Source organism: Cutibacterium avidum ATCC 25577, assembly GCF_000227295.1.
Lineage (GTDB): Bacteria > Actinomycetota > Actinomycetes > Propionibacteriales > Propionibacteriaceae > Cutibacterium > Cutibacterium avidum.
The window spans coordinates 169161-195827 of record NZ_JH165054.1 but is presented as its reverse complement, the minus strand read 5'-3'; the positions used below and the strand labels follow the sequence as shown (position 1 = coordinate 195827).

Genomic DNA, 26667 nt, shown 5'->3' with positions numbered 1-26667 from the left:
GCACCCTCGTACCGCTGCGTCCGGTAACGTCGCTGGAAACAAGGTGGCTGTGACACCACGTGAACACGCGACCCGAGGAGTATTTATGCCCACCATGTCAACTATTCGATCGACTCTGGGTACGAAGGTCGACCAGGCGGCCAAGCTGCTTGCCGACGGCTACTTGTTCCAGGAGAGGCTGCGGGCGTCGAAGGGCCGTAAGGCCGGGGACGGATGCCCCATTGATTTCACCTTCATGGGCAAGCCGGCCACCTTGGTCCGTGGCAGCAAGGGGGTTGACCTCTTTTACAACACCAAGCGCATGATGCGCGAGGAGGCCATGCCTCTTCCCGTGCGCGGCCCGCTCTTTGGAGCTGGAGCTGTTCACGGCACCGACGACGACGTGCATCTGGCCCGCAAGGCCAACTTCGTCAAGGTGGTCTACGACGATGCTCAGATCGAGCGATTCAAGCCACTCATCGAGGACGAGATGCGCAAGATGGTTGAGACCTGGGGCCGTCGTGAGGGCAACGTCTACGACGACACCGTGGTGGCCTACGGTCGCGCCGTCCTCAAGTGGGCCGGAGTTCCCGGCAGCGACGTCGACCTCGATCCGTGGGCCAAGCGCCTCGGTCAGATCGTCGAGGGATTCGGTCACATGCCTGTCGGACACACGCTGGCCTGGGTGAACCGTGCTCGTTGTGACAAGTGGGCTGCCGGTCTCATTGAGAAGCAGCGCAGCGGCCAGATCAACGCGCCCGAGGGTTCGGCCTTGTGCGAGTGGGCTCGCTACCGCGGCACGGACGGCAAACTCCTCGACGCCAAGCTGGCCGGAATCGAGCTGCAGAACTCCACCCGTCCCGCGATCGCCGTGAGCCGGTTTGCCGCCTTCGCCGCCCGGTTCCTCGTCCTCTACCCCCAGTACCGCGAGGACATTGCTCGCGAGGTGGAGACCTCGGGAACTCTCGTGGACAACGAGCACGCCATTGCCTTCGCTCAAGAAGTACGCCGTCTCAGCCCCTTCGTGCCGATGCTGCCGGCCTTCGCCCGCGAGGACTTTGAGTGGGAAGGCCACCAGATCAAGGAAGGTCAGCGAGTCATCATCGACATACTCGGCACGAACACCGACCCGAACGAGTGGGAGGAGCCGCTGCGCTTCAAGCCGGAGCGTTTCCTGGGTGTCGAGGACGCCGAGGCCATCAAGGCCTTCATCCCGCAGGGTGGTGGAGACGTCGCCACCGGTCACCGCTGCCCAGGGGAGAAGGTCGCTGTCACGGAGCTGGCTGCCACCGTCTCGGCCCTGTGCCAGCCGGGAATCAACATCGATCCGGGCGACCTGGATTACGATCCCACGCTGATGCCCACGAGGCCGCGCAGTGGTGGCCGCGTGCAGAAGGACTGACGCCGAGCACGCTTGGTCGTTCGACGGGCACAGACGACATGGCGGGCGGGCCAGGGAACGATTCCCTGGCCCGCCCGCCGTCGTGAGGAAGGTCGTCAGGACTTCCGGTTGAGCACCGGTGAAGGAGTGGGACGCACGCTGCACCACAAGGCTCCAACCGCCGCCGCTGAGAGCGCGACGCCCACCATGTGCCAGATCACCAGCCATGGGCTGAGGTGGGTGAAGTACTGGGAGTATCCGACGATGGCCTGGTAGACCTCGACGGCCATCAAGACAATGCTCCAGCGGCGCATCATGGCCAGCCCGCGGGTGGTGGCAATGGCCAGGCATGCGATCGTCAGGGCGACGGTGATCCACACTGAGATGCCATGCAGACGAGCGACGGTCTGAATGTCGAACCCGGTTCGTGCCGAGCCTGAGTCTCCGGCGTTGGGACCAGATCCGGTTACCACTGTTCCCAGCCACATCACGACGCACATCGTCGCCACGGTGGCTCGCACCAGCCCCATCGTCAGCCCGTCGACGGCCTCGCTCGAATGAGGACCGGCCAACCAGATCATCTTGACGTCGACAAGGATGATCGCCACTGACAGCAAGAGGTGCAGGGCTACGACAAACGGGTTGAGCTCGAGCAGCACCGAGATCCCGCCAATGACCGCCTGCAGAGCGATGGACACGAGGTTGATCCACGCCAAAGCCATGAGCTGGGCCGTGACATGGACTCGGTAGCAGCGGACGAGCAGGCCGATCGCCACCGCGACGAGGACGAAGGTCAGCAGGCGGTTGCCGAATTCGACGTAGGAGTGGATCCCCATCTCCTCGTGGGGCGTGAACGTCCCGGCGGTGCAATGCGGCCACGTGTTGCACCCCAGTCCAGAACCGGTCAGGCGCACCACCGCACCGGTGACGATGATGCCCATGTTGGTGATGAGAGCGGCGATGCACCAGCCGTACAAACGGCGATCTCGGGAGGTCATGAGATCCACTTGAACACCTTTCGTGCCAGTAGTCCGAGCAGAAGCGCCCAGATCAGCAGACTTGCCAATGGCCACCAGAGAGTCTGTCCGACGCCCCAGGCTCGCAGGGATTCCCCGAGCGCGGTCGTCGGGAGGACGGCGATGACGGGACGAATGGCCTCCGGGTAGTCAGCGAACGGCCACAGGATGGCACCGGCGACCAGGCCAACGATGTACACCAAATTGGCCAGCCCGAGAGTGACCTCGGCCTTGAGGGAACCAGCCATCGCCAGGGCCAAGAAACTGAATGCCGACATGGCAAGGACGACGCTCACGAGGGCTGGCAGCCAGGCCAAGGCCGAACCGTGGGGACGCCATCCCAGGATCAAGGAGACGATGACGAGGAGGACCACCTGGGCAAGGCTGATGACAGAGTAGGACATCGCCTTGCCGGCCAGCAGGCCCGATCGTCCAAGGGGAGTGGCGGACAGACGTTCCATCACTCCGTATCTGCGTTCGAACCCGGTCATGATGGCTTGGGACGTGAAGCAGGTTGACCAGATGGCCAGTGCCAGGATCGATGGGGCCAGGAGGTCCATCGTCAGTCCGACTCGGTCGCCGAGGAATCGTCCGGCGACGAGGATCCCGATGGGGATGACGAGGGCCAGCAGCAGCTGTTCACCATTGCGCATCACGAGACGAATCTCGGTACGGGCATGATTGCGGATTCGCGCAGCCGCCGGTGCCGCTTGCGGTGCGGGGTGAAGGTCTAGTGTCGTCACGTCAGTTCCTCCCCGCCGCGCGGTCACTGGTGTGTGTCAGGAACACGTCTTCCAGACTCGCCTCGGCGGTGAGTTCCGGCACGGTCCCGTGGACGGCGACCTTTCCTTGGTCGACGATCCAGACGTGGTCGGCCAGTCGCTGGGCCTCGTCCATGGCGTGGGTGGTCAGGACGACGGAGACCCCGTCGTGTCGCATCTGCTCGATGATGTCCCAGGTGTGGTGACGCGCATGGGGATCCATTCCCGACGTCGGTTCATCGAGGAAGACCAGCTGGGGACGTCCTATCAGGGCGGCAGCGAGGTTGACCGCCTGCTGCTGACCACCGGAGAGACGTCGGTATGTGGTGCGTACGAAGGGCGTGATCGCCAGGGCGTCGATGAGGAGATCGGGATCGATCGGGTCGGCATGCAGACCTGCCATGTACTGCAGCAGCTCACCGGCCCGAATACCGCTCCAGGCGCCCGCGCTTTGCGGCATGAGACCAGTGGCGGCGGTGGCCTCGGGGCTGCCCGGGGCATGGCCGAGGACGTCGATACGCCCGGAGTCGGGGGAGACGAGAGAGGTGCAGCAGCGCATCATCGTCGTCTTGCCCGCACCATTGGGGCCCAGCACAGCGGTGATGGCGCCGGTGGCGGCAGACAGACTCAACCCGTCAAGGGCCGTGACACGACCAAAGGTGACCCTCACGTCCTCGAGAATCAGAGCTTCTCTCGGAGCGTGAGGGTCACCACTCGGGGTCAAAGGGGTTCCTGGCACGACGGCCAGTGTAGAACCCTTCCACCAGTCACAGCCCGCTGCCAGCCTCCTTGGCGACGGCGCCGTACTCGTCGTTGCCGCCAGCTGAGTCAATCCGCATGCCGTAGAAGGAGCGGTAGACGAAGAAGCAGGCGACGAGGAAGAACACCGCAGCGAGGATGTAGGTGAGCGGTCCGGCACCGATCGACACTGCCAGCTCGACGGCCAGCAGACCGAAAAGGGTTGTGAACTTGATGACCGGGTTCAGGGCCACCGAGGAGGTGTCCTTGAACGGGTCACCGACGGTGTCACCAACCACGGAGGCATCATGCAACTCGGTGCCCTTGGCGTCCAGGTCAACCTCGACGATCTTCTTCGCGTTGTCCCAAGCACCGCCTGCGTTGGCCATGAAGATGGCTTGGTACAGGCCGAAGATAGCGATCGAGATCAGATACCCGATGAAGAAGTACGGATCGACGAAGGCGAATCCCAAGGCTGCGAAGAATACGCCCAGGAAGATGTTGAGCATGCCCTTCTGGGCGTACTCGGTGCAGATCTGGACGACCTTCTTGGAATCCTCGGTGGAGGCCTTCGTGGCGTTCTCATCGAGTTGCATGTTGTTCTTGATGAATTCAACGGCTCGGTAGGCGCCGGTCGTCACGGCCTGCATCGAGGCTCCGGAGAACCAGTAGATGATGGCACCGCCGGCGATCATGCCGAGCAGGAACGGAGCGTGGGTCAGACCGAGCTTGTTGACCTCAGCAGCATTCGACAGACCGTCGGTCAGCATCATGATGATCGAGAAGATCATCGTGGTGGCGCCAACGACGGCGGTACCGATGAGAACCGGCTTGGCCGTGGCCTTGAAGGTGTTGCCAGCGCCGTCCTGAGCCTCCAAGATGTGCTTGGCGACATCCCACCTGGGGGTGAATCCGTACTGCTTCTCGATGTCCTCGGAGACGTTCGGGATCTCCTCGATGGTCGACAACTCGTAGACGCTCTGGGCGTTGTCAGTGACCGGGCCGTAGGAGTCGACGGCGATCGTCACCGCGCCCATGCCGAGGAAGCCGAAGGCCACCAGGCCGAAGGCGAAGACAGCCCACTTGACCTCGCTCATGGCTCCCATGTCGCCCAGACCGGATCCGGTGCCGGAGACGAGGAAGGAGACACCCATGAGAGCGACGATGATGATGCCCAGCCAGAATCCGGAGAAGTTACCGGCAACCAGACCGGACAGGATGTCCAGAGAGGCGCCGCCTTCGCGCGCACTCGTGACGACCTCACGCACGTGACGGGAATTCGTCGAGGTGAAGGCCTTGACGAGCTCTGGGATGAGGGCGCCGGCCAGGGTGCCGCAGGAAATAATGATGGACAACTTCCACCACATCGTCCCGTCGCCCATCGAGCCGAGCATCCACCAGGTGGTGAGGACGGTCAGCAGGATCGACATGACCGAGGTGATCCAGACCAAGGAGCTCAGCGGCTTCTCGAAGTCCATCTCGGTGACCTTGCCGTAACGCGCCTTGGCGACCGCGTTGTTGATGAGGTACGACACGAAGGAGGCAATCAGCATGACGACGCGAACCACGAAGATCCACACCAGCAACTGAACTTGCTCGGTCTGGTCCGGGACGGCTCCCAGTACGAAGGTGATGAGGGCGACGCCGGTGACGCCGTAGGTCTCGAATCCGTCAGCGGAGGGGCCAACCGAGTCACCCGCGTTGTCACCGGTGCAGTCAGCAATGACGCCGGGGTTACGGGCGTCGTCCTCCTTGATGTGGAAGGCGATCTTCATGAGGTCGGCGCCGACGTCGGCGATCTTGGTGAAAATACCGCCAGCGATACGCAGGCAGGCCGCGCCGAGGGACTCGCCGATGGCGAATCCGATGAAGCACGGACCAGCGAGATCACCGGGCAGCACCAGCATGATGAAGAGCATGAGGGTCAGCTCGACGCTGATGAGGACCATGCCGATGCTCATGCCGGAGCGCATCGGGATGTCGAAGGTCTCCCAGGGCGAGCCACGCAGGGAGGCGTGGGCGGTACGGGAGTTGGCGAAGGTGTTGACGCGAATGCCGTACCAGGCGACTCCGAACGACCCCGCCATGCCGACGAGGCTGAACAGCAGGATGATAAGCACCTTGGCGCCCATGTGCTCCAGGAGGAGGAAGTACACGACGATGACCGCCGCGATGAACGCCCACAGCAGCATGAGGAACTTGGCCTGCTGCTTGAGGTAGGTCTTACAAGTTTCGTAGATGAGCTCGGAAACTTCGTGCATCGCCTCGTGGACGGGCAATTTCTGCAGTTTGGAGTACGTCACCAGACCGAACACCAGACCGAACAGGCAGATCACCAGTCCGATCCACAGCAGTGCCGTTCCGGAGACGTTTCCGACTTGCTCATTGAGAGGGGGCAGTTTCAGATTGGCCTCACCGCCACCTCCTTCCTTGGCCTCCCCGCTGGAGCCGCATCCGGCTAGAGCGAGGGTCGTGAGAAGTACGGGTAGTGTGCAGCCAAATAGCCGCTTCATGGGGGAGGACCCCTTGTCAATCGTGTTCACGATCCTGTCTCTTCCCTGAGAACTCTCGTGCACCTGCGTCAGTGCAGGCCTTGTTTCTAACCGTATGACTTGTTCACGGCATTGTCAGCACTCGGGGTCCCAGATGTGCAGAATGTCACCGCGCCGGGCAAGTATCGCTCACGGGTACAGCGCGGCTCGGCATGCCCGGGCGAGACGGCGCCGAAAACAGCATCCTCGATGGGCGCTCAGGGCATGTCCTCCCGAGGCTCCTCACGACGACAGATCGGACGTCGATGATCTGTGCGGATATCGCGAGATGCGTAATGCGACGACGTCGTCGGGGCAGGAGCACGCCGGTTGTGCGGATGCACCACGCCAAGGCGGAGAAGCACATCGAGGTGAAGGTTGATGGACTGTGCCGGAGGTCGCAGGGTCGCACCGTCGCACCCGGCTGCCACTCCGCAACGGCGGACTTGCGACATCGTCGGTTGGTTCGGCGCCGACTCGTGAGCCCGTCGACGAGTCTCAGGCTGCCGGCGCGAGCCGGATCGGGCCCGTCGTACCGCGCTTCACCAGTTCGGGACGCACCAGTCTCTCTCCGAGGAAAGTGGCATCACCGCGTATCAGACCCATGAGGGACTGCACGGCCATCGTCGAGATGAGCCCGACATCCTGACGCAGGCTGGTCAGTGGAGGATTGGTGTACCGCATCAGCGCCGAGTCATCGCTACCGATCACCGAGACGTCGTGCGGGACCGTCAACCCCTGGGCGCGGGCGGCGCGGATCGCTCCCAGGGCCATGAGGTCGGAGCCGCAGATGATGGCACTGACCCCTTGATCGAGCAGGTTGACCGCGGCGCGAGCCCCGCCATCGACGGAGAAGACGGTGTTGCTGACGGTCACCTTGCCACGCCCCGCGAGACGACGAGCCATGGCTGCGCGTATGCCTTGCTCCTTGCGCTGCACCGGGACGTAACGTCGCGGACCCACCGCGAGGCCGATGTGCTCATGGCCCAGGGCGACGAGGTGGGCGACCGCTTGATCCATGGCTGACATGTCGTCGTCACTGATCTGCGGGGTAGCGATGTCGGGGGCATATCCATTGACAAGCACCAAGGGCAGCCCGACGTCGACCAGTTCCCGGTAGGTCGCCATGTCTGCCGTGGTGTCGGCGTGAGATCCGGAGATGACGACGATTCCGGAGACCTGACGAGACCTCAGCACCCGGATGTAGTCGTCCTCGCGCATGCCGCCGGGGGCCTGGGTACACACCGCAGTTGCATACCCTTCCTTGGCCAGCAGGGTCTCGATTGCCTGGGCGTGGCTGGCGAATATGGGGTTGGTCAGCTCCGGGACGATGAGCCCGACGAGACCGGCCGTCACGGGTTTGAGATGCATGGGCCGCTGGTAACCCAGGACGTCGAGGGCGGTGAGTACGCACTGTCGGGTGGAGTCCGAGACCCCGGGCTTGTCATTGAGGACCCGGGAGACGGTGGCTTGACTGACACCTGCCTGGTCAGCGATCTCCGCAAGGGTTGGTCCGTTCATCTCTCCTCCTCCCGGCAGTGTGTCACGTCACTTCACCGCGCCGCCGGTCAGGCCGGAGACGATGTACTTCTGCAGCCAGAGGAACAGCACCATCGGGGGAAGGGCGGCGAGCACGGCGCCGGCCGCGAAGACTCCCCAGTTGGAGCTGGTCTCGGTGGACACGTACTGGTACAGGCCGATGGCCAAGGTCGAGGTGCGCGGGTCAGCTCCGAGGATGACTGATGCCACCACGTACTCGGTGAAAGAGCCGATGAAACTCAGTAGACCGACGACCGCCAGGATTGGGGCCACTAGCGGCAGGATGAGGGTGAAGAAGATGCGGGCGTGGCCGGCGCCGTCCACCCTGGCAGCCTCGTCGAGGGATTGGGGCACGGTGTTGAAGAAGCCGTACATGAGGTAGGTGTTCGCTCCCAGGGCTCCGCCCAGGTAGACCATGATGAGGGCCAACCGGGATCCGATCCCCAGGGCGGGGTAGACGTCACCGAGCCACGTCAGCAGCAGGAAGATGGCGACCACCGTCAGGAGCTGGGGGAACATCTGCACCAGCATGAGGGCCAGCAGGCCGCCGCGACGTCCCTTGAATCGCATACGGGAGAAGCTGTAGGCAGCCAGCGCTCCCAGGAAGACGGTGAAGATCGCGGTGAGCGCGGCGATGATGATGGTGTTGAGGTACCACTGGCCGTATGGACGCACCGGATCGCTCATCAGCTTGGTGTAGTTCGAAAAGTCCACCTTCGAGAACAGTTGGTTGGATCCCGTCAGGGTGCCAGATGGCGACAGGGATGCCGAGAGGACGTAGACCAGTGGGAAGGCTGCGAAGACGACGGCGATGATGCCCAGGAGGTGACGCCACCACTGAGACTTGAACCGCTTGGAAAACGGGGTGCGACGGTTGGCTTCCTTGATGGCAGAGGACACTGTTTCGGTGCTCATCAGTTGACCTCCTCGAGGGCCTTGGTCTGGCGGAATCCGAGCCAGGAGATCACGCCGACGATGATGAAGATGATGACGGAGAAGGCGCTGGCCAGACCGTAATCACGTCCGGCACCGGAGAAGGCGACCTTGTAGACCATCGAGATGAGGATGTCGGTGGCGCCGACGTCGAGGCTGGTGTCGGTGAAGCGAGGGCCACCGAGGGTCAGCATGTAGATGAGGACGAAGTTGTTGAAGTTGAAGGCGAAGGAGCTGATGAGCAGCGGCGCCAACGGCACCATGAGTAGCGGCAGCTTGATCTTCGTGAAGGTCCGCCAAGCGCTCGCGCCGTCGATTCGAGAGGCCTCCAGGATGTCGCCCGGGATGGACTGCAGAGCGCCCGTCGAGACGATGAACATGTAGGGGAACCCCAGCCACAGGTTGACGATGAGGACGGCCGCCTTGGCGATCCACGGGTCCGTCAACCACGGGATGGACGCCCCGCCCAACAGCACCTGGTTGATGAAGCCGAATTCCTGGTTGAACATGCCCGACCACACCAAGGCGGACAGGAACCCTGGGAAGGCGTAAGGCAGGAGCATGAGGATTCGATAGAGCTTCTGGCCCTTCATGGACGTGTCGTTGAACAACAGGGCAAGGGCCAGACCGAGGGCGAAAGTCGTGAGCACCGACAGCACTGCGAAGGCGAAGGTCCATGCTGTTACTCGTAGGAACGGCCCGCGGACGTCCTGGTCGGTGAGAGCCTTCTTGAAGTTCTCGAATCCGACGGTGACCTTCCATCCGGGCTCCAACGCTTTTCCTGAGGCCGAGACGAAATTGCCGTGACCGTCATCCTTGTAGACGGTGCCCTTCTTGTCGGTCATCGTCCCGGTCTTCTTGTCGTAGGTCATCGTCGAGGTGAACTCGAAAGCCTGGGAGCCGGTGGTGGTGCGAATGAACCCTGCGGACGAATCCTTGGAGACGGGGACTTGCAGCTTGGAAATCTCATCGCTGCGCTGGGAGACCTCGGAGAAGGGAAGGACGCGGTAACCAGGCAGGGATGTGATCTTGCCCAGAGAGTTGAGTTCAGCTCCCTCTACCGGCTCCAGTGCCTGGTCGGAGGTGCCGGCCCGCACCTGCTTGGTCTGCGGATCGATGACGATGAGGGCGAGCGTACCGTCCTGCTCCGCAACGGCGGAGTCGTAGACCGGGGCGTTGGGGACGCGTTCCTGGTTGTTGCGCTGGATGGCTGCGACGGCGTCGTCGCGACTGCCGTTGTGCCCGTCACCGTAGTTTGTGAAACCCACGTAGATCGTGTAAGCCATCACGCCCACCGAGAAGATGAGCATGAAGACGATGCCCGGAGCAAGGTACTTGGCCGGCAGCATCCGGTTGGGCGGCAGGTAGATGAGGGTGATGATGACGGCAATGGCACCGACGCCGATGGCCATCAAGGTCGATCCGTGGGCGATGGCGGTCATGACGCCGTAGATGGCGATCGCGTCGAGGACGCCCAGAAGTGCGATCTTGATGATCCAGGCCCACAGCGACCCGGAGTATTTGCCGCTGGCTGTGGCGACACGCTTTTCTCGTGCCTCGTGATCGGTGGTTGACGATGACGACATGATGTGGGGTTCTCCGGTTCAATGCGGTCAGGGAGGAACGCCATCATTGGCGTTGTGGGGGGTGGGGCGCACGACCTCGTGCGCCCCACCTGAAGGCTGAAATCAGCCCTTCTTGATCTTGTCGTTGATGGATTTGACGGCCTTGTCCCAGGTGGCCTTGGAGTCAGAGGCCTTGCCGCTGATGATCTGAGCCTCGGCGACACCCCAGTCAGCCCACACCGAGCCCATGGCGGGGACGTTCGGCATTGGGACGGCCTTCTGGCCGACGGTACCGAATGCAGCGACGTCCTTGTCGGCGTTGGCCCTCTCGAAGGCTTGCATGTTGGCCGGCGGTCGGTTGCCGACCTTGAACAGCTCGGCCTGCACGTCCGGGTTGCCGACGTACTCGACAAGGAACTTCTGGGTAGCGACGGCGTTCTTGGTCTTGGCGCTCATCCAGAATCCCTGCACACCGACGAACGGGGTGGCGGGCTGGTCACCAGCGGAGGGAACCTCGCTGATGTCGTACTTGATGCCAGCCTTCTTGAAGCCGTCGAGGCTCCACGGCCCGGTGAGAATGAAAGCAGCCTGTCCCTTACCGAACAGGTCCTTGGAGATGTCCTGGGAAATGTTGAGGTTGAGGTTCTTCGCCTTGCCCTGCTCGGCCAACCAGGCAGCGAATTTCTCGCCGTTGGCACCGCCCATGGTGACCTTGCTGGCGTCGAAGCCGTTGTCCTTGAGTTCGAAGACGGGGGCGCCGAAGGAAGCTTGGAACGGGTACAGGTGGTACGGATCGGCCTGCTTGGGATCAAGACCGACGAGGAAGGGGTACTTCGCACCGGACTTCTTGCCCATCTCGATCATCTCGTCGAAGGTCTTCGGGGCGTCCTTGACGAACTTGGTGTTTCGAACCAGGGCAATGTTCTCGGTGGCGTATGGAACGCCGTAGATCTTGCCGTTGACGGTGAAGGCCTGGATGGCGACATCCTGGTAAGCAGAGGTGTCACCGAGCTCCAGCGGGGCGACGACACCGTTCTGGACCATGCGGCCGGTGCCGTCGTGGGCTGCGATGGCGGCGTCCGGACCCTTTCCGGTCGGAACCTGAGTGATGAAGTCGTCGGGAATCTTGGCGAAGTCCTTGACGGCCAGGTTGACGGTGACGCCGGTGTCGTTCTTGAACTGCTCGGCGACCTTCCGAATGACGGGCTCACGGTTGGCGTCGGTCCACACGAGGATGGAGCCGGCGGCAGCGGCAGGAGAGGACTTGCCGGCGGCAGAGGGCGACGACTTCTCGGCGGAGTCATCATTGGCGCCACATGCGGACAGGACGCCGACGGCGGTAACGCCGAGGCTTCCAAGAAGCATTGAGCGACGGCTGATGTTGGACATGGGGTCACACCTTTCGGGGCAGCTCGACGCTCATCGTCGAGCATGGGTTGCGCATCGGGAGGACATCTCGTTGTCATTCCCTTGCAAGCTGCTGCAATTCTTGCAAAGTTTTTCATCGCTGACCAGTGGCGCGGCCGGGTTTGTGACTTTTTCCACAGGATCGTGCGGTTGCCGCGGGCGGGGAGCGGCCCGCTCATGGTGACCCCGGGATAACGTAGGGTGTCCTAAGTTGCGTCGGAGTATCTTTAGGCAACAATGGAGTTGTGAAAAATTCGACCGACACCGAGATGGCCGCCGCAGGTCGCGACGTCGTCGGCGAGCACAAGCAGGGGAACATGGACAGCTCCACGAGGGATCGTGTGATGTCGTCCATCCTGCACAATGGCCCGTCGACGGCCAGCGAGTTGGCTGATCGTCTCGGTCTGACAGCAGCGGCAGTGCGCCGCCATCTCAGTTCCCTCGTCAATGAGGGCCTCGTCGATTCCCGTGAGAAGAGGATCTTCGGGGCCAGGGGGCGAGGCCGTCCCTCGCGCGTCTTCTTCCTCACTGATCATGGGAGGGCTGATTACTACACCGCGTATGACGACCTGGCGATCTCGGCCCTTCGGCAACTTGCCAACGCCGCCGGACCGTCGGCCCTCGACGCGGTGGCCAAGGCTCGGGTCGATGACATTGAGGCGCGGTACCGGGCTCTGCGGGAGGAACGTCCTGACGAAGTCCCGGCCCAGTTGTTGGCCGAGGCCCTGTCAGCAGACGGATACGTCGCCACCATCCAGCCGGCGGGTGCCGGGCAGCAGATCTGCCAGCACAATTGCCCGGTTGTCGAGGTGGCCAAGGTCTTCCCGCAGTTGTGCGAGGTCGAGACCCAGTTGTTCTCAGAACTCCTCGGGTCGCACGTCCAGCGGTTGGCGACGATCGCCCACGGTGACGGGGTGTGCACCACCCATGTCCCCGTCGACGTCGAGATCACCCGTCGGGCCCTCTCCGAGCCGTCCAAGCGTCCATCCATCCGAAAGGATCACTCATGACCCAGGTTGACACCCCCACAAGCCTCCCGGGCACCGGCGCCAGCCAGGACGAACACCTGGCTGCCCTCAGCGGCTACAAATACGGCTGGCACGATTCCGATGCCTACGCAGCGGCCTCCCAGCGCGGGCTGTCTGAGGATGTCGTGCGCGGCATCTCGGCCATGAAGCATGAGCCACAGTGGATGCTCGACATGCGTCTCAAGGCCCTCAAATTGTTCGAGCGTAAGCCGATGCCGACCTGGGGCGTCGACATCAGCACGATCGATTTCGACCAGATCAAGTACTTCGTGCGCGCTCAGGAGCGTCAGGCCCAGTCCTGGGAGGACCTCCCGTCTGACATCAAGAACACCTACGACCGTCTGGGCATCCCGGAGGCCGAGAAGGATCGTCTGGTTGCCGGTGTGGCCGCCCAGTACGAGTCCGAGGTCGTCTATCACAAGATCAACGAGGAGCTCGGCAAGCAGGGAGTGCTGTTCCTCGACACCGACACCGCCCTCAGGGAGGAGCCCGAGCTCTTCCGTGAGCACTTCGCCAGCGCCGTCCCGCTCGGCGACAACAAGTTCTCCGCGCTGAACTCGGCGGTGTGGTCCGGTGGTTCCTTCATCTACGTACCGAAGGGCGTCCACTGCACCATCCCGCTGCAGGCATACTTCCGCATGAACACCGAGAACCTCGGCCAGTTCGAGCGGACCCTGATTATCGTCGACGAGGGTGCCTACGTGCACTACGTCGAGGGCTGCACCGCCCCGATCTACAAGTCGGACTCGCTGCACGCGGCAGTCGTGGAGATCATCGTCAAGAAGAACGCCCGTTGCCGTTACACGACCATCCAGAACTGGTCGAACAACGTGTACAACCTCGTCACTCAGCGTGCCTACGTCGAGGAGGGCGGCACGATGGAGTGGATCGACGGCAACATCGGTTCCAAGGCCAACATGAAGTACCCCGCCTGCTACCTCATGGGCCCGCACGCCAAGGGTGAGGCTCTGTCGGTCGCCTTCGCAGCCGAGGGACAGCACCAGGACACCGGCGCCAAGATGGTCCACAACGCCCCGTACACCTCCTCGACGATCGTCTCCAAGTCGATCTCCCAGGGGGGCGGACGCTCGGCCTACCGCGGCCTCGTCGCCGTCGGCAAGGACGCTCACCACTCCTCCTCGGCAGTGCGCTGTGACGCCCTGCTGGTCGACGACATCTCCCGCTCGGACACCTACCCGTACAACGACATCCGTACCGACGAGGTGTCCATGGCCCACGAGGCCACCGTCTCCAAGGTCAGCGAGGATCAGCTGTTCTACCTCATGCAGCGTGGTCTGACCGAGGAGGAGGCCATGGCCATGATCGTGCGCGGATTCATCGAGCCGATTGCCAAGGAGCTGCCGATGGAGTACGCCCTGGAGCTCAATCGGCTCATCGAGCTGCAGATGGAGGGTGCGGTCGGCTGATTCGACCTCGCCCCGACGAACCCCACTTTTCCCAGAAAGAGAGACACCGCGTTGAGCGCACCAGCCGCCGCGCCCCGAAAGGGCCACAACGTCGCCATCGAGAACGACGTCGAATCCCATCTGCACCCCACCCCGTCGTGGGAGGTTGCCGATCACCCCATGCCCACCGGGCGTGAGGAGATCTGGCGGTTCACTCCGATCAAGACCTTCACCCCGATCCTCTCCGAGCTCGCTCTCGAGTCGAGCCAGGAGGCCGGCGTCATCGACGTCGACGTCAGGGGGGCCGAGGGCATCACCGTCACCGACCTGGCCGCCAGCGAGCTGAATGGCCTGGCCGAGACCCCGCAGGACCGTCTGTCGGCTCTGGCCGCAGCCGACCCGCACGCCGTCAACCATCGTCTGGTCATCCCGGCCGAGGCCGAGCTCAAGGTCCCGGTCGAGATCACCGTCAATGGTCACAACGACGAGATCTCCTGCCACCACAACGTGGTCGTCGAGATCGGCAACCATGCCCAGGCCACCGTCATCGTTCGTCACCGTGGTGTGGCCCGTCTCGGTGAGAACTGGACCTTCCGCGTCGGTGACGGTGCCCAGGTGACCGTCCTCTTCGTCCAGGAGTGGGACGACACCGCCATTCACGGTGCCCAGATCTCCTTCGAGATCGGTCGTGACGCCACCGTCCGCACTGCCCAGGCCAGCTTTGGCGGCAAGGCCGTGCGCATTTCCCAGACCGCCTCCTACAACGGTCCCGGTGGCAACCTGACCCAGCTCGGTGTCTACTTCGCCGATGCCGGCCAGCACATCGAGCACCGCCTGTTCGTCGACCACAATGCCCCCAGCACCGAGTCCCACGTGGACTTCCGTGGTTGTCTGCAGGGCAAGGACGCGCACTCGGTGTGGATCGGTGACGTCCTCATCCGTCCGGTGGCCGAGGACATCGAGACCTACGAGTCCAACAAGAACCTCGTCCTCACCGAGGGCTGCCGTGCCGACGCCGTGCCGAACCTGGAGATCCAGACCGGCAATATCCGTGGCGCCGGACACTCCGCCTCCACCGGACGCTTCGACGCCGAGCAGCTGTTCTACCTGCAGTCGCGTGGCGTCGAGGAGGCCGAGGCCCGTCGTCTCGTCGTGCATGGCTTCTTCACCGACATCGTCCGCAGGATCGGCGTGCCAGAGATCTCCGAAGAGCTCGTCGCCCGCATCGAGGCCGAGCTCGTCGAGAACCTCGGCGCCTCCACCACGGTGGAGGAGGACTGATGCCGGTCGTCACCAGTTTCTCGGCCCTCGAGGAGGATTCCCCGCAGGAGTTCGAGGTCGACGGCACCGAGATCGTCCTGGTACGCACCGAGGGTGAGGTCCACGCCATCGGAGCCATCTGCACCCATGCTCAGGTGCCGATGGCTGACGGTGACGTCGAGGACTGTGGCCTCGAGTGCTACATGCACGGGTCGATCTTCGACCTGCGCACCGGCAAACCCCGCAACCTTCCGGCCACCGAGCCGCTTCCCGTCTATCCCGTGACCATCGACGGCGGCGACGTCCTCGTCGACGTCGCCAACCCCATCACGAAGGAGTCCTGAACCACCATGGCAACCCTGCAGATCAATGACCTTCACGTCGACGTCGAGACCGAGGCCGGTCCCAAGCAGATCCTCAAGGGAGTCGACCTGACTATCAACTCCGGAGAGGTCCACGCCATCATGGGCCCCAACGGTTCCGGCAAGTCGACCCTGGCCTACACCCTGGCCGGTCACCCCAAGTACACCGTCACCGGTGGTTCCGTCACCCTTGACGGTGAGGACCTGCTGGCGATGACCGTCGACGAGCGTGCCCGCGCCGGTCTGTTCCTGTCGATGCAGTACCCGGTCGAGGTGCCCGGCGTCTCCGTCGCCAACTTCCTGCGTACCGCTCGTACCGCCACCGACGGTCAGGCCCCGAAGCTGCGCACCTGGGTCAAGGAGGTCAATGAGGCCCTGACCCGTCAGGAGCTCGACCTCGACTTCGCCGAGCGGTCCGTCAACGAGGGATTCTCCGGTGGTGAGAAGAAGCGTTCCGAGATGGCCCAGCTCGAGCTGCTTCACCCGAGGTTCGCGATCCTCGACGAGACCGACTCCGGCCTGGACATCGATGCCCTCAAGGTCGTCGCCAACACCGTCAACCGGTACATGACCGACCCTGAGCACGGGCTCATGCTCATCACCCACTACACCCGAATCCTGCGTTACGTTAAGCCCACCCAGGTTCACGTCTACGTCGATGGCCGGGTGGCCGCCACCGGTGGTCCGGAGCTGGGCGAGGAGCTCGAGGCCGAGGGCTACGAGAAGTACGTGTCCGCTGTCAAGGCCAACTCCTGATCATGAGCTACGACGTCGAGAAGATCAGGAAGGATTTCCCCATCCTGTCCACCAGGGTGGGGGAGTACCCGCTGACGTACCTCGACTCGGCCAACACCTCCCAGAAACCGCAGGTCGTCATCGACGCCCTGAGTGAGCACTACGCCCGACACAACGCCAACGTTGCTCGGGCCATGCACCAGCTCGGGTTGGAGTCCACCCAGGCATACGAGGGCGGGCGTGAACGCATCGCGCGGTTCCTCGGGGCGTCTCGTCCCGAGGAAGTGGTGGCCCTGTCGAACGCCTCGGAGGCTCTCAACCTGTGTGCCCACACCTTGGGTGAGCGTCTCGGACCCGGCGACGAGGTCGTCATCTCGGTGATGGAGCATCACTCCAACCTGGTGCCATGGCAGCTCGTGTGTCAGCGCACTGGAGCCACCCTGCGGTGGTTCGACATCACCGATGAGGGCCGTCTCGACCTCGAGAAGGCCGAGGCGGAGGGCCTCATCAACGAGCACACCAAGGTCGTCTCCCTGACCTTGGCCTCCAACGTGCTCGGCACGATCAACCCGATCGGGATGATCGCCGAGCAGGCCCATGCCGTCGGTGCCGTCATGGTGGTCGACGCATCCCAGGCCGTCCCACAGATGCCTGTTGATGTGTCGGCCCTGGGAGCTGACCTGGTGGCCTTCACCGGCCACAAGATGTGCGGCCCGACCGGTATTGGCATTCTCTGGGGGCGCTACGACTTGCTCGCCGAGCTCCCGCCCTTCCTCGGCGGTGGCGAGATGATCGAGGTCGTGCGCATGGAGGGATCGACCTACGCCGAGCCCCCGCATCGTTTCGAGGCCGGCACCCCGCCGATCGCTCAGCTCGCCGCCCTCGGCGTGGCCGCTGACTATCTCGATGGCATCGGGATGGAGGCCATTGCCGAGCACGAGCACGAGCTCGCTGCCCGGATGCTCGAGGGTCTGCAGACCGTCAAGGGGGTGCACGTCCTCGGACCAATCGACGCCACCGCCCGTACCGGCACGGTGTCCTTCACCATCGAGGGAGTACATCCGCACGACGCCATGAGCCTCATGGACGGTCACGGGGTCGCGGTGCGCGGTGGCCACCACTGTGCCAGGCCGTTGCACGAGCGGCTGGGAATACAGTCGTCCCTTCGTGCGTCGTCATACCTGTATTCCACCGCGGACGAGGTGGATCGGCTCGTCGAGTCCGTCGAGTACGCTCGGAGCTTCTTTGCCGGAGGTGTCGCATGAACGTCGAGGAGATGTATCAGCAGATCATCCTGGATCACTACCGGGAGAAGCACCACAGTGGTCTGCGCGAGGACTACAACGCCGAGGTGACCCAGGTCAACCCGTCCTGTGGCGACGAGTTGCTGCTGCGGGTTCACCTGGATGGCGACGTCATCTCCGACGTGTCCTATGACGCGCTGGGGTGCTCCATCTCCCAGGCGTCGACCTCGGTCATGACCGATCTCGTCATCGGCAAGACCATCGACGAGGCCCAGGAGCTCTACCGCGGCTTCCAGGAGATGATGCGCTCTCGCGGCACCATCGAGCTCGACGAGGACACCTACGAGGACGCCATTGCCTTCGAGGGAGTCGCCAAGCTCATGGCGCGAGTCAAGTGCGCGATGCTCGGCTGGTCAGCACTGGAGGACGGTCTGCTCAAGGCGACTGAGAAGGCTCCGGCCACTGCCGACGCGATCGCTGAGAAGAACGAGACGAAGGAGGAGGGCTGATGAGCGATGACAACGCCGTGCCCGCCCAGGAAGTGACGCTGACGGCCATGCCGACCGTCGACGACGTCATTGAGGCGATGAAGGACGTCATCGACCCCGAACTCATGGTCAACGTCGTTGACCTCGGCCTCGTCTACGGGGTCAACATCGACGACGAGGGCAATGTCACCATCGACATGACGCTGACCAGCCCCACCTGCCCGCTGACGGATCGGCTGGAGTACGACACCCAGACGGTGCTGGAGGGGATCGTCAAGTCCGCGACGATCAACTGGGTGTGGCTGCCGCCGTGGGGTCTGGAGCGCATCACCGATGATGGCCGGGCGCAGCTCCAGGCGATCGGCTTCAACGTCTGAGTCTGTCGTCACGCCCCTGTGCCCGCGGGGACTGACGGGAGGGGCCGGGGAAGACCCAGCCCCTCCCCGGGCACTCAAATACTGGAGGCCACCTCGTAGGCGTCCCAGATCGCGTACATGATATTGGCAGGCTTGCGGGCGTCCCCGATGATGTTGAACGGCAATCCGGTCGCCTCGACGGCGCCACGCAGGTCCTGCTCGGGCAGGTAGCCGATGGCGGCGACGACCGAGTCGGCGGGCAGTTCCTTCTCGTGGCCGTTGACCTCGACCATGAGCCCCTTCGGCGTGGTGTGCAGGGCCTTGGCATCAGCCATCACCTCGATCCCACGGAAGGGAACCAGGCGACGCAGCATGTCTTCATTGGCAGCGCACAGCGGGGCATTTCGGGTGAGAATGTCGGGTTCGGCCTCGACGATCGTCACTTCGGCCTCAGCTTCCCGCATTGCCAGAGCCAGCTCGCAACCCGTCAGGCCGCCGCCGATGATGACGATCCTCTTACCCAGTGAGTCACGATGGAGCAGGGCGTCGGTGGCGTCGACGACCGTGGTGTCATCACCCAGATCGAGTCGACGTGGTGTCGACCCGGTGGCCAGGATGATGTGATCGGCCCGGAAGGACGCGATGAGGTCGGCGGTTGCCGAGGTGTTGAGACGGATCTCCACGCCCAGCTCCTCCAGGGTCGTTCGGTACCAGTCGAGCAGGGCCAGGTCGTCCTCCTTGAAGGAGGGTTGGCCACCAGCGAGTACGACACCGCCGATGTGGTCGCTGGCCTCGACGATGACGGCCTCATGTCCGCGTTCGCTGAGGACTCGCGCTGCCTCCATGCCCGCCAGACCAGCACCGATGATGAGCACCCTCTTGGCGTGGTGCGGCAACACCGGATGCAGATGGGTGTCGGCCTCGCGTCCGGCCTCCGGGTTCACCGAGCAGTTCAGCACGGTGAACTTGCCGATACGACCGATGCAGCCCTCCTGGCAGGAGATGCAGGGACGTACTCGTTCCGGATGGTCGGTCTGCAACTTGATGACGATGTCCGGGTCCGCCAGGGTTGGTCGGGCCAAGGACACCATGTCGACGATCCCGTCGGAGACCGCATTGGCGGCAAGGTCAGGATCGTCCATCCGCCCTGCGACGATGAGCGGGATGTCCGGCAGAGCCTCCTTGAGTTCAGAGGCATAGGGCAGGTAGAGCCCCTTCTCCTGGTACATCGGCGGATGGTTCCAGAACCAGGCGTCGTAGCAGCCGACGTCGATGTCGAGGGCCTCGTATCCATAGGAGTGCAGCAGGCGAGCGGCCTCGATGCCCTCAGGCATGTCACGACCGACTTCCTCGAACTCCTCGTCGGGAAGGGCACCGACGTTCCAGTCCTTCATCATGGACTTCGGCGAGAAGCGGATCTGGACCGGGAAATCGTCCCCGACCGCCTCGTGGATGGCCTCGACGATCTCGCGCGGGAACCTCAATCGGTTCTCCAGCGAGCCGCCGTATTCGTCGGTGCGGTGGTTGAACCTCTCGATGGCGAACTGGTCAATGAGGTAGCCCTCATGGCAGGCATGCACCTGGATGCCGTCGAAGCCAGCTTCATAGGCAACCTTCGCAGTGATCCGGAACTGGGCGACGATCTGGTGGATCTCGTCCTTGGTGATCTCGCGGCAGGTGATCCTCGGATTCCACATGTAGGGGATTTCCGACGGGGCGGCCGGCTTCTCACCGGGACGCAGCACGACAGGCATGATGACTCGTCCGAACCCGGCGCCGACCTGCAGGACGATGCGGGAGTCATGGGCGTGGACCCGTTCCGTCATCTCCCGTGATGTCCGCAGGAAGCAGGCAGGAGACAGTGTCGGATTGGGCAACGTGCCGCTGGGCAGGTGTTCGATCGGGTTCGTCACCTGGCAGACGCCGGTGATGATGAGGCCGATACCGCCGGCAGCTCGCCGGACGTAGTAGTCGATTCCTCGTTGGTTCCAGCCGCCCTCAGCGGTGGACATGCCCAGTGGGCCCATCGGGCCCATGGCGTAGCGGTTCTTGACGTGGATGGAGCCGATGGTCGTCGGCTCGAACAGAATTCGATGGATCTCGCTCACAACAACCTCCCCCGGCCGGCGTCATCGATGACGCACTGAATTGGATGCCGTGTGCGTCCCTATTGTATTCGCTGGATGCGAACGCGGCGTCTGAATCCATTCAGACGCCGCGTCGGGGGCTGTAGGTCAGGTCGTGTGAGCCGACGGCTCACGCGTCACCCCAGGTCATTGGTGGAGAAGGTGTCGCACTGGGCCGGGTCACCGGTGTCGAAGCCGCGCTGGGCCCAGTGGATTCGCATCCTCGACGAGCCGTGGGTCCACTTGTCGGGCTGCACGCCGCCACCGTACTGACGCTGGATGTGGTCATCACCGACTGCTCGAGCGGCCTCGACGACCTTGGCCAGGTCGTCACGGGTGACATTGTCGATGACGTCGGCCTTGTTCTTCGAGGTCCACTTGAGATAGGTGCCGGCATAGCAGTCGGCCTGCAACTCCAGGCGTACTGACGCCGACTTCGGGCCGGTCTGGTTACCCGATGCGTGAGCCTCGGACAATGTCCCCAGCAGGTCCTGGGCGTGATGACCGTACTCGTGGGCCATGATGTAGGCCTCGGCAGCGGTGGAGGACTGAGTACCAAGCTGCTGCAACAAGGTGCCGAGGAAGTTCGTGTCAAGGTAGACCATCTTGTCCGGCGGGCAGTAGAAGGGCCCAGTCTGGGCGTCGGCGTGACCACACCCGGTGCGCGCCGAACGGCTGAACGGAGTCGTTTTGGCCTTGGTGTAGCCCTCGATCTGGGTTTCCCAGTACTCGTTGATGCTGGTGGCGTAGGCCGCCCAGCGGCAGTTGGGGTCCCTTTTGACGTCGGCTCCGCTGCGGCAGTGCGACACCGCGGCCGTCGAGTTGGCCGGGACGGTTTGTGATTGATCGTTCTGACCGAGCAGATCGCCAGGATTGACGCCCAGCAAAACCGCAATGAGAAGGACGACGACCCCGGCACCTCCTCCGATGGCGACACGTCCACCGCCGCCACCGCCACTGGGGGAGCCGATGGAACCGGGATCAATACCTGCGTCGTCCTTGAAATCCATGACGCCCCGTTTCAGACGGCGAACCAGCAGATGACGCCAGCGACGACCAGCACGGCTGGAATGACGATGGCCAACAGGTGCCACCACCGTTTCTCCAACCAGATCTGCGTCAGGACGCCAATGATGAGGCCAAGAACGCCCAGGGCGACCACCGAGCACCAGTAGGTGACGGGTTCACCACGCTGGCACACGTCGGCGGCCTGGTCGCAGAGGGACCACCACGCGAGATATCCGAATATCCCCAATCCAAGCACGGCGACGACAACACCGCAGATGACGAGAATCAGGTACCGGCGCCATGAACGGACGACGTCCTCAAGGTCGTCGTCATCCTCTGGTGCTGCTCGGCGTGGCGTACTCATGTCTGACATTCTGTCAAGATGTGGGGCATGATGTCTCCTTTCGCGCGGGGAAATGAACCCAACGTCGCCCGGAAAGACCCTGGAAAAGGCGTTGTCACCCTTCATCACGATCACGCCACGCGGATGGACGCCACCACCCTCTACGAATGTCTGTGGCTGCGCAGCGCAGTGTTCAACGGGGAGCAACAGTGCACTGAGCCGGACCTGGACGGACGAGAACTCGAACCCACCACGGTCCTGGTGTGGGCCTCGGTCGATGGGCATCCGGTTGGAACCCTGCGCATCCTTGACGACGACGACCACATCGTCATCGGGCGAGTTGTCGTCGACGACGACCACCGCGGCCTCCATATTGGCCGGCGCATGCTGGATCTGGCCCTTGAACTTGCGTGCGCCGCCGACAAGGAGATCACCTTGCACGCTCAGTCGTACCTGGAGAACTGGTACGGCGATTTCGGTTTCGTCGTCACCGGGCCGCACTTCGACGAGGCAGGTATCGATCACGTCCCCATGACCTTGGGACGCTGATTCCTCCAGACTCTCCATTTGGTCCAAGGCGTCAGGACGGGGGAAGATGGGCCGGTGCTGCAGGTCAAGGATGTGGAGGTGCGAGTCGGAGCCAGACTCCTGCTCAACCCAGTGAGTTTCCAGGTCACCGCTGGGGACAAGATCGGTTTGGTGGGTCGAAATGGTGCCGGCAAGACGACCCTGACCCGCATCCTGGCGGGTGAGGGGCTACCCGCCGCAGGTTCGGTGAGACGTACCGGGGAACTCGGCTACCTGCCTCAGGACCCTCGCGATCCTGACATGGAGACCATCGCCCGAGCACGAATCCTCTCGGCCCGTGGCCTGGACCACATGCTCGAACGGATGCGTACCCTGGAGCACCAGATGGCCAACGGCTCCGACGAGGAGCGGGCGGTCGCGATGGACAAGTACTCCAAGGCGGAGGACCGTCTCATCGCCGCTGGCGGTTACGGAGCCTCTGCCGAGGCTGCTCGGATCGCGTCGAACCTGGGACTTGACGATCGCGTGCTGTCCCAGCCACTCAAGAACCTTTCCGGTGGTCAGCGTCGTCGAGTCGAGCTGGCGCGCATCCTGTTTTCCGGGGCAGACACCCTCCTCCTGGACGAGCCGACCAACCACCTGGACGCCGACTCCATCGTCTGGCTGCGCAGCTTTCTGCAGTCCTACTCGGGCGGGGTTCTCATGATCTCCCACGACACCGGTCTGGTGGAGGCCACCGTCAACAAGGTCTTCCACCTCGACGCCAACCGCGCCACCCTCGACATCTACTCCATGGGGTGGAAGCTCTATCTGGAGCAGCGGGCTGCTGACGAGAAGCGTCGTCACAAGGAGAGGATCAACGCCGAGCGCAAGGCTGCTGCCCTGCAGGTTCAGGCTGACAAGCTGCATGCCAAGGCGACGAAGGCCGTTGCCGCCCAGCAGATGGCCCGGCGCGCCGAGAAGCTGCTTGCCGGGGTAGAGGGAGAGAGAGCTGTCGACAAGGTGGCCGCCATCCGCTTCCCCGACCCGGCCCCCTGTGGCAAGACGCCTCTGATGGCCCGCAACCTCACCAAGACCTACGGTTCCCTGGAGGTCTTCACTGGGGTGGACCTGGCCATTGACCGGGGATCCCAGGTCGTCGTCCTGGGGCTCAATGGTGCCGGAAAGACAACCCTGCTTCGGATCCTGGCCGGCAAGGAGACCCCCGACACCGGCGAGGTCATCGCCGGGCATGGCCTCAAACTGGGCTATTTCGCCCAGGAGCACGACCTGCTGGACATGGATCGCACTGTGCTGGAGAACATGGCCAGCGCAGCGGCTGATCTTGACGAGACCGAGATGCGCAAAGTGCTGGGCTCCTTCCTCTTCACTGGCGACGACGTCCACAAACCGGCTGGGGTGCTCTCCGGCGGCGAGAAGACCCGTCTTGCCCTGGCCACCCTCGTCGTCTCCTCGGCCAATGTGCTGCTGCTCGACGAGCCGACCAACAACCTTGACCCGGCCAGCCGAGAGCAGGTCCTCGACGCCATTGGCCACTTCGGTGGGGCGATCATTCTCGTCACCCACGACGAGGGAGCCGTCCATGCCCTCGACCCTGATCGGGTGCTTGTGTTGCCCGACGGCACTGAGGACATGTGGAGCGCTGACTACGCCGAGCTCATCAGTCTGGCCTGATATTGCAGTCCTGACGACCATGACATGCCGTAGCATGAGGGCGCACAGGACGTTGTCGAGGAGGGTTGATGGTCACACGTGCGCCCAGACTGGTTGGAGAGGCCAGACAGGCGATGGCCGAGGAATTGGCGGGTCGATACAACCAAGGTGCGTCCATCCGGTTGCTGGCACGCGAGTCCGGACGGTCCTACGGACTGGTGCAGAAGCTCTTGCGGGAAGCTGGGGTTGAGTTTCGTCCTCGTGGTGGTGCGGACCCGGCGTCGCCTGAGACCAAGGCCGAGCGTGAGACCGTGCAGCAGGAACAGGCAGATGATCAGCCCGACGTCGAGGCCCTCCGCCTGGCCGTCGAGACCGCAGTGGCCCGTGCGGAGAAGGCCGACCGCAAGGCACGCAAGGCTGAGAAGGCATTGCGCAAACTGCGTCGCAAGGGAGCCGGGAAGTCCCGCCGCAAGGCGGCCAAGGCGACCCTCAACAAGCATCGTGCCAAGGCCGAGAAGGCCGACCGCAAGGTGCGCAAGGCTCGTCGTCGACTCGACGAGGTCGAACACGCAGCAGAGCCTCGTCAGTTCTGAGGGTCGTACGCGTCGACCGTGATCAGCGCGGGATCAGGGTGGTGATCTCCACCGCTGAGGTGACTTCCACCGCATCCACATGAATGTCCTGGACGTGGTGGGCGCTGGGCCCCATCGCGACGACGTCTGAAGCCGTCGGCCCGTCGAGGCCGACGACGGTGCTGATCTCCTCATGTCCGGCAACCTCGAACTGTGATTCCAGACCGGCCACGAGTTCGTCATGCTTGTGGGGCTGGATACCGATCATCCCGGTTGTCTCGCGCAACTGGTGCAGATGCTCGGGCAGGGGAGTGACGACGACGAGGAGGCCGTCGGGACGCAGTATGCGCTTGAACTCGTCGCGGTTGCGCGGCGCGAAAACGCACAACACGGCGTCCATGCACCCGGTGCGGATCGGTAGACCGGCCCAGGTGTCGGCGACGACAGCTGCCATCCGAGGATGGGCTCTCGCTGCCTTGCGAATGGCTGCTGATGAGACATCGGTGGCCAGACCGTGGGCAGTTGCGTGACCTTCGAGGACCTGTGCCAGATGATGTCCCGTTCCAGCCCCGACCTCGACGATGCTCCTGCGTTCGGCGAGGATCTCGGTGAGACGCCCGTCGAGGTCGTGGAAGAGACCGGCGTCAAGTACCCGCTGACGTGACGTGAGCATCGCGGAGGTGTCAGCGTTCGCCCCGGCTGGGGAGGTCGTCATCGTCACATGGCCCTGTTTGGCGATGTCGAGACAATGGCCTTCCTCGCAGCGCAGGGACCTCCCATCGAAATCCATGGGTCTTTCGTGGCCACGGCGTTGACAGGTCGGGCACACCAGCCACGGCAGGGCCAGGGACAAGGTCGGCGTCACTTGGTGGTCGTCCTCGTCTCGGTAGTCTCGGACTCCTTGGGCGCCGAGATCCGGTTGGCCTTGGCCCGGCGCTTCTGACGATCCTTGACATCACCTCGGATGAGCACGAAGAGACCGATCACCGCGATGGCGGTGAAGCAGAACCACTGGATGGCATAGGACAGGTGCGGGCCATCATCGAGTTCTGGAAGTTCCAGGGGAACCAGACCGCTCTGGGCCGGGGCCATCGAGGTGGCCGTGATGTAACCGTTGACGTAGGTAATCCCCTGCGCCTTGCCGATGGCGTCGGAGTTGATGAGCCTGACCTTGCCCCGTACCGGGTCGGTGGCGGTGGGCTTGCCGTGTTCGTTGCCCTTGACCCGCCCGGTGATCGTCACGGTTCCAGAAGGCGCTGGTGGCAAGGCCTGATTGTCACCGGTGGTGGAGGATCGCTTGAGGAAGCCGCGATCGATGAGAACGTGCTGACCATCCTTGGTGACGATGGGGGTGACGACCTCGGACCCTTCGTCATCGCCATTGCTGCGATAACGCACCTGAAGCTCGTGAGCCGTGTCGAAGGTGCCGGTGATGGTGGCCGGGCGCCACTGTTCCTGCGCGGTCACCGGGTGCTGACCCATGAGGGTCGACCACTCGACCGGTCGCTTGTTCTCGTTGGTACGGATGATCTCATTGGCTTCGCGGCGGCCCGACAGTCGGTGCAGTTGCCATTCGCCGAGGCGTACCATGACCAGGCCCAGCACAATGACCAGGAGGGTCAGGGCCACCCATCGAACCCACAGCTTCTTCACGTCCTCGAGCCTAGTTGGTCCTGCCACGTTGGCTGCCAACAGGTCTCAGGCGTCC

General features: G+C 63.5%; 25 protein-coding genes and 1 pseudogene. 13 read left to right on the top strand and 13 right to left on the bottom strand.

Annotated features, from left to right (window positions below; all coding sequences use genetic code 11):
• The first annotated feature begins 94 nt into the window (after positions 1 to 94).
• On the top strand, positions 95 to 1381 hold the full coding sequence (locus HMPREF9153_RS00895; protein WP_237726199.1) for a cytochrome P450: 1287 nt from the start codon (positions 95 to 97) through the stop codon (positions 1379 to 1381).
• A 95-nt stretch (positions 1382 to 1476) separates the two neighbouring features.
• Here the strand turns inward: HMPREF9153_RS00895 and HMPREF9153_RS00890 are convergent, their stop codons facing one another.
• From HMPREF9153_RS00890 to HMPREF9153_RS00855, 8 genes are all read right to left on the bottom strand, one after another.
• Positions 1477 to 2358: a COX15/CtaA family protein gene (locus HMPREF9153_RS00890; protein ID WP_023033489.1), complete on the bottom strand. Its 882-nt coding sequence runs from the start codon at positions 2356 to 2358 to the stop codon at positions 1477 to 1479.
• Positions 2355 to 3146, bottom strand: a complete 792-nt coding sequence (locus HMPREF9153_RS00885) for an ABC transporter permease (RefSeq protein ID WP_174266626.1) — start codon at positions 3144 to 3146, stop codon at positions 2355 to 2357. Before HMPREF9153_RS00885 ends, HMPREF9153_RS00890 begins: the two co-directional genes overlap by 4 nt.
• Positions 3121 to 3876, bottom strand: a complete 756-nt coding sequence (locus HMPREF9153_RS00880; protein ID WP_174266625.1) for an ABC transporter ATP-binding protein — start codon at positions 3874 to 3876, stop codon at positions 3121 to 3123. Before HMPREF9153_RS00880 ends, HMPREF9153_RS00885 begins: the two co-directional genes overlap by 26 nt.
• 28 nt (positions 3877 to 3904) lie before the next feature.
• Positions 3905 to 6388 carry a sodium-translocating pyrophosphatase gene (locus HMPREF9153_RS00875; RefSeq protein WP_036979890.1) on the bottom strand — a complete coding sequence of 828 codons (2484 nt, stop codon included), beginning with the start codon at positions 6386 to 6388 and terminating at the stop codon, positions 3905 to 3907.
• Positions 6389 to 6904: 516 nt separating this feature from the next.
• Positions 6905 to 7927, bottom strand: a complete 1023-nt coding sequence (locus HMPREF9153_RS00870) for a LacI family DNA-binding transcriptional regulator (protein ID WP_004808746.1) — start codon at positions 7925 to 7927, stop codon at positions 6905 to 6907.
• A 27-nt stretch (positions 7928 to 7954) separates the two neighbouring features.
• Complete coding sequence (locus HMPREF9153_RS00865; protein WP_004808745.1) at positions 7955 to 8860, bottom strand: sugar ABC transporter permease; 906 nt, start codon at positions 8858 to 8860, stop codon at positions 7955 to 7957.
• Positions 8860 to 10464 (bottom strand): ABC transporter permease subunit, encoded by a 1605-nt coding sequence (locus HMPREF9153_RS00860; RefSeq protein WP_004808744.1) that lies wholly within the window; start codon positions 10462 to 10464, stop codon positions 8860 to 8862. Before HMPREF9153_RS00860 ends, HMPREF9153_RS00865 begins: the two co-directional genes overlap by 1 nt.
• A gap of 102 nt (positions 10465 to 10566) precedes the next feature.
• The gene (locus HMPREF9153_RS00855; RefSeq protein WP_036901927.1) at positions 10567 to 11673 is read right to left on the bottom strand and encodes a sugar ABC transporter substrate-binding protein; all 1107 of its coding nucleotides are present in this window, start codon (positions 11671 to 11673) and stop codon (positions 10567 to 10569) included.
• Here HMPREF9153_RS00855 and HMPREF9153_RS12520 point away from each other — a divergent pair.
• The 9 genes and pseudogenes from HMPREF9153_RS12520 to HMPREF9153_RS00815 all read left to right on the top strand — a co-directional run.
• Positions 11657 to 11958, top strand: a pseudogene (locus HMPREF9153_RS12520) (hypothetical protein); the annotation flags it as partial. The gene HMPREF9153_RS00855 and the pseudogene HMPREF9153_RS12520 overlap by 17 nt on opposite strands.
• A 137-nt stretch (positions 11959 to 12095) precedes the next feature.
• Positions 12096 to 12860, top strand: a complete 765-nt coding sequence (locus HMPREF9153_RS00850; RefSeq protein ID WP_004808742.1) for a helix-turn-helix transcriptional regulator — start codon at positions 12096 to 12098, stop codon at positions 12858 to 12860.
• Complete coding sequence (sufB, locus tag HMPREF9153_RS00845) at positions 12857 to 14305, top strand: Fe-S cluster assembly protein SufB (protein ID WP_004808741.1); 1449 nt, start codon at positions 12857 to 12859, stop codon at positions 14303 to 14305. The genes HMPREF9153_RS00850 and sufB overlap by 4 nt, the downstream gene beginning before the upstream one ends.
• A gap of 159 nt (positions 14306 to 14464) precedes the next feature.
• Positions 14465 to 15565 (top strand): Fe-S cluster assembly protein SufD, encoded by a 1101-nt coding sequence (gene sufD, locus HMPREF9153_RS00840; RefSeq protein WP_036901925.1) that lies wholly within the window; start codon positions 14465 to 14467, stop codon positions 15563 to 15565.
• On the top strand, positions 15565 to 15888 hold the full coding sequence (locus HMPREF9153_RS00835) for a non-heme iron oxygenase ferredoxin subunit (protein WP_004808739.1): 324 nt from the start codon (positions 15565 to 15567) through the stop codon (positions 15886 to 15888). Before sufD ends, HMPREF9153_RS00835 begins: the two co-directional genes overlap by 1 nt.
• Before the next feature lie 6 nt (positions 15889 to 15894).
• Positions 15895 to 16662, top strand: a complete 768-nt coding sequence (sufC, locus tag HMPREF9153_RS00830) for a Fe-S cluster assembly ATPase SufC (RefSeq protein ID WP_004808738.1) — start codon at positions 15895 to 15897, stop codon at positions 16660 to 16662.
• A gap of 2 nt (positions 16663 to 16664) precedes the next feature.
• Positions 16665 to 17906, top strand: a complete 1242-nt coding sequence (locus HMPREF9153_RS00825; protein WP_004808737.1) for an aminotransferase class V-fold PLP-dependent enzyme — start codon at positions 16665 to 16667, stop codon at positions 17904 to 17906.
• Entirely contained in the window at positions 17903 to 18394 is a 492-nt protein-coding gene (sufU, locus tag HMPREF9153_RS00820; protein ID WP_004808736.1) for a Fe-S cluster assembly sulfur transfer protein SufU, read from the top strand. The genes HMPREF9153_RS00825 and sufU overlap by 4 nt, the downstream gene beginning before the upstream one ends.
• Positions 18394 to 18750 (top strand): metal-sulfur cluster assembly factor, encoded by a 357-nt coding sequence (locus tag HMPREF9153_RS00815; RefSeq protein WP_004808735.1) that lies wholly within the window; start codon positions 18394 to 18396, stop codon positions 18748 to 18750. The genes sufU and HMPREF9153_RS00815 overlap by 1 nt, the downstream gene beginning before the upstream one ends.
• A 74-nt stretch (positions 18751 to 18824) precedes the next feature.
• Here HMPREF9153_RS00815 and HMPREF9153_RS00810 read toward each other — a convergent pair whose 3' ends face one another.
• The 3 genes from HMPREF9153_RS00810 to HMPREF9153_RS00800 all read right to left on the bottom strand — a co-directional run bounded on the left by HMPREF9153_RS00810 (position 18825) and on the right by HMPREF9153_RS00800 (position 22236).
• Positions 18825 to 20837 carry an oxidoreductase gene (locus HMPREF9153_RS00810; RefSeq protein WP_004808734.1) on the bottom strand — a complete coding sequence of 671 codons (2013 nt, stop codon included), beginning with the start codon at positions 20835 to 20837 and terminating at the stop codon, positions 18825 to 18827.
• Positions 20838 to 20992: 155 nt separating this feature from the next.
• The gene (gene ypfJ, locus HMPREF9153_RS00805) at positions 20993 to 21865 is read right to left on the bottom strand and encodes a KPN_02809 family neutral zinc metallopeptidase (RefSeq protein WP_004808733.1); all 873 of its coding nucleotides are present in this window, start codon (positions 21863 to 21865) and stop codon (positions 20993 to 20995) included.
• Between the two features lie 11 nt (positions 21866 to 21876).
• Positions 21877 to 22236, bottom strand: coding sequence for a hypothetical protein (locus HMPREF9153_RS00800; RefSeq protein WP_036901342.1), 360 nt, complete (start codon positions 22234 to 22236; stop codon positions 21877 to 21879).
• Between the two features lie 18 nt (positions 22237 to 22254).
• On the opposite strand from HMPREF9153_RS00800, the gene HMPREF9153_RS00795 reads away from it, so the two are divergent.
• The 3 genes from HMPREF9153_RS00795 (at position 22255) to HMPREF9153_RS00785 (ending at position 24980) form a co-directional block, all read left to right on the top strand.
• Positions 22255 to 22755 carry a GNAT family N-acetyltransferase gene (locus HMPREF9153_RS00795; protein ID WP_174266624.1) on the top strand — a complete coding sequence of 167 codons (501 nt, stop codon included), beginning with the start codon at positions 22255 to 22257 and terminating at the stop codon, positions 22753 to 22755.
• 54 nt (positions 22756 to 22809) lie between these two features.
• A complete protein-coding gene (locus tag HMPREF9153_RS00790; protein WP_015582407.1) occupies positions 22810 to 24408 on the top strand; it encodes an ABC-F family ATP-binding cassette domain-containing protein in 1599 nt (532 codons plus the stop codon).
• A 68-nt stretch (positions 24409 to 24476) separates the two neighbouring features.
• Complete coding sequence (locus HMPREF9153_RS00785) at positions 24477 to 24980, top strand: helix-turn-helix domain-containing protein (RefSeq protein WP_004808729.1); 504 nt, start codon at positions 24477 to 24479, stop codon at positions 24978 to 24980.
• Between the two features lie 22 nt (positions 24981 to 25002).
• Here HMPREF9153_RS00785 and HMPREF9153_RS00780 read toward each other — a convergent pair whose 3' ends face one another.
• Positions 25003 to 25674: a methyltransferase domain-containing protein gene (locus HMPREF9153_RS00780; protein WP_036901922.1), complete on the bottom strand. Its 672-nt coding sequence runs from the start codon at positions 25672 to 25674 to the stop codon at positions 25003 to 25005.
• Between the two features lie 146 nt (positions 25675 to 25820).
• On the bottom strand, positions 25821 to 26612 hold the full coding sequence (locus HMPREF9153_RS00775) for an SURF1 family cytochrome oxidase biogenesis protein (RefSeq protein WP_023031699.1): 792 nt from the start codon (positions 26610 to 26612) through the stop codon (positions 25821 to 25823).
• Positions 26613 to 26667 lie beyond the last annotated feature (55 nt).

Coding starts and splice junctions, on each gene's coding strand:
- HMPREF9153_RS00800 (WP_036901342.1), bottom strand. CDS start 22,236: ATGTCAGACATGAGTACGCCACGCCGAGCAGCACCAGAGGATGACGAC.
- HMPREF9153_RS00860 (WP_004808744.1), bottom strand. CDS start 10,464: ATGTCGTCATCGTCAACCACCGATCACGAGGCACGAGAAAAGCGTGTC.
- HMPREF9153_RS00870 (WP_004808746.1), bottom strand. CDS start 7,927: ATGAACGGACCAACCCTTGCGGAGATCGCTGACCAGGCAGGTGTCAGT.
- HMPREF9153_RS00795 (WP_174266624.1), top strand. CDS start 22,255: ATGATGTCTCCTTTCGCGCGGGGAAATGAACCCAACGTCGCCCGGAAA.
- HMPREF9153_RS00890 (WP_023033489.1), bottom strand. CDS start 2,358: ATGACCTCCCGAGATCGCCGTTTGTACGGCTGGTGCATCGCCGCTCTC.
- HMPREF9153_RS00785 (WP_004808729.1), top strand. CDS start 24,477: ATGGTCACACGTGCGCCCAGACTGGTTGGAGAGGCCAGACAGGCGATG.
- ypfJ (WP_004808733.1), bottom strand. CDS start 21,865: ATGGATTTCAAGGACGACGCAGGTATTGATCCCGGTTCCATCGGCTCC.
- HMPREF9153_RS00875 (WP_036979890.1), bottom strand. CDS start 6,388: ATGAAGCGGCTATTTGGCTGCACACTACCCGTACTTCTCACGACCCTC.
- HMPREF9153_RS00815 (WP_004808735.1), top strand. CDS start 18,394: ATGAGCGATGACAACGCCGTGCCCGCCCAGGAAGTGACGCTGACGGCC.
- sufC (WP_004808738.1), top strand. CDS start 15,895: ATGGCAACCCTGCAGATCAATGACCTTCACGTCGACGTCGAGACCGAG.
- sufB (WP_004808741.1), top strand. CDS start 12,857: ATGACCCAGGTTGACACCCCCACAAGCCTCCCGGGCACCGGCGCCAGC.
- sufU (WP_004808736.1), top strand. CDS start 17,903: ATGAACGTCGAGGAGATGTATCAGCAGATCATCCTGGATCACTACCGG.
- HMPREF9153_RS00895 (WP_237726199.1), top strand. CDS start 95: ATGTCAACTATTCGATCGACTCTGGGTACGAAGGTCGACCAGGCGGCC.
- HMPREF9153_RS00865 (WP_004808745.1), bottom strand. CDS start 8,860: ATGAGCACCGAAACAGTGTCCTCTGCCATCAAGGAAGCCAACCGTCGC.
- HMPREF9153_RS00835 (WP_004808739.1), top strand. CDS start 15,565: ATGCCGGTCGTCACCAGTTTCTCGGCCCTCGAGGAGGATTCCCCGCAG.
- HMPREF9153_RS00780 (WP_036901922.1), bottom strand. CDS start 25,674: ATGACGACCTCCCCAGCCGGGGCGAACGCTGACACCTCCGCGATGCTC.
- sufD (WP_036901925.1), top strand. CDS start 14,465: ATGCCCACCGGGCGTGAGGAGATCTGGCGGTTCACTCCGATCAAGACC.
- HMPREF9153_RS00825 (WP_004808737.1), top strand. CDS start 16,665: ATGAGCTACGACGTCGAGAAGATCAGGAAGGATTTCCCCATCCTGTCC.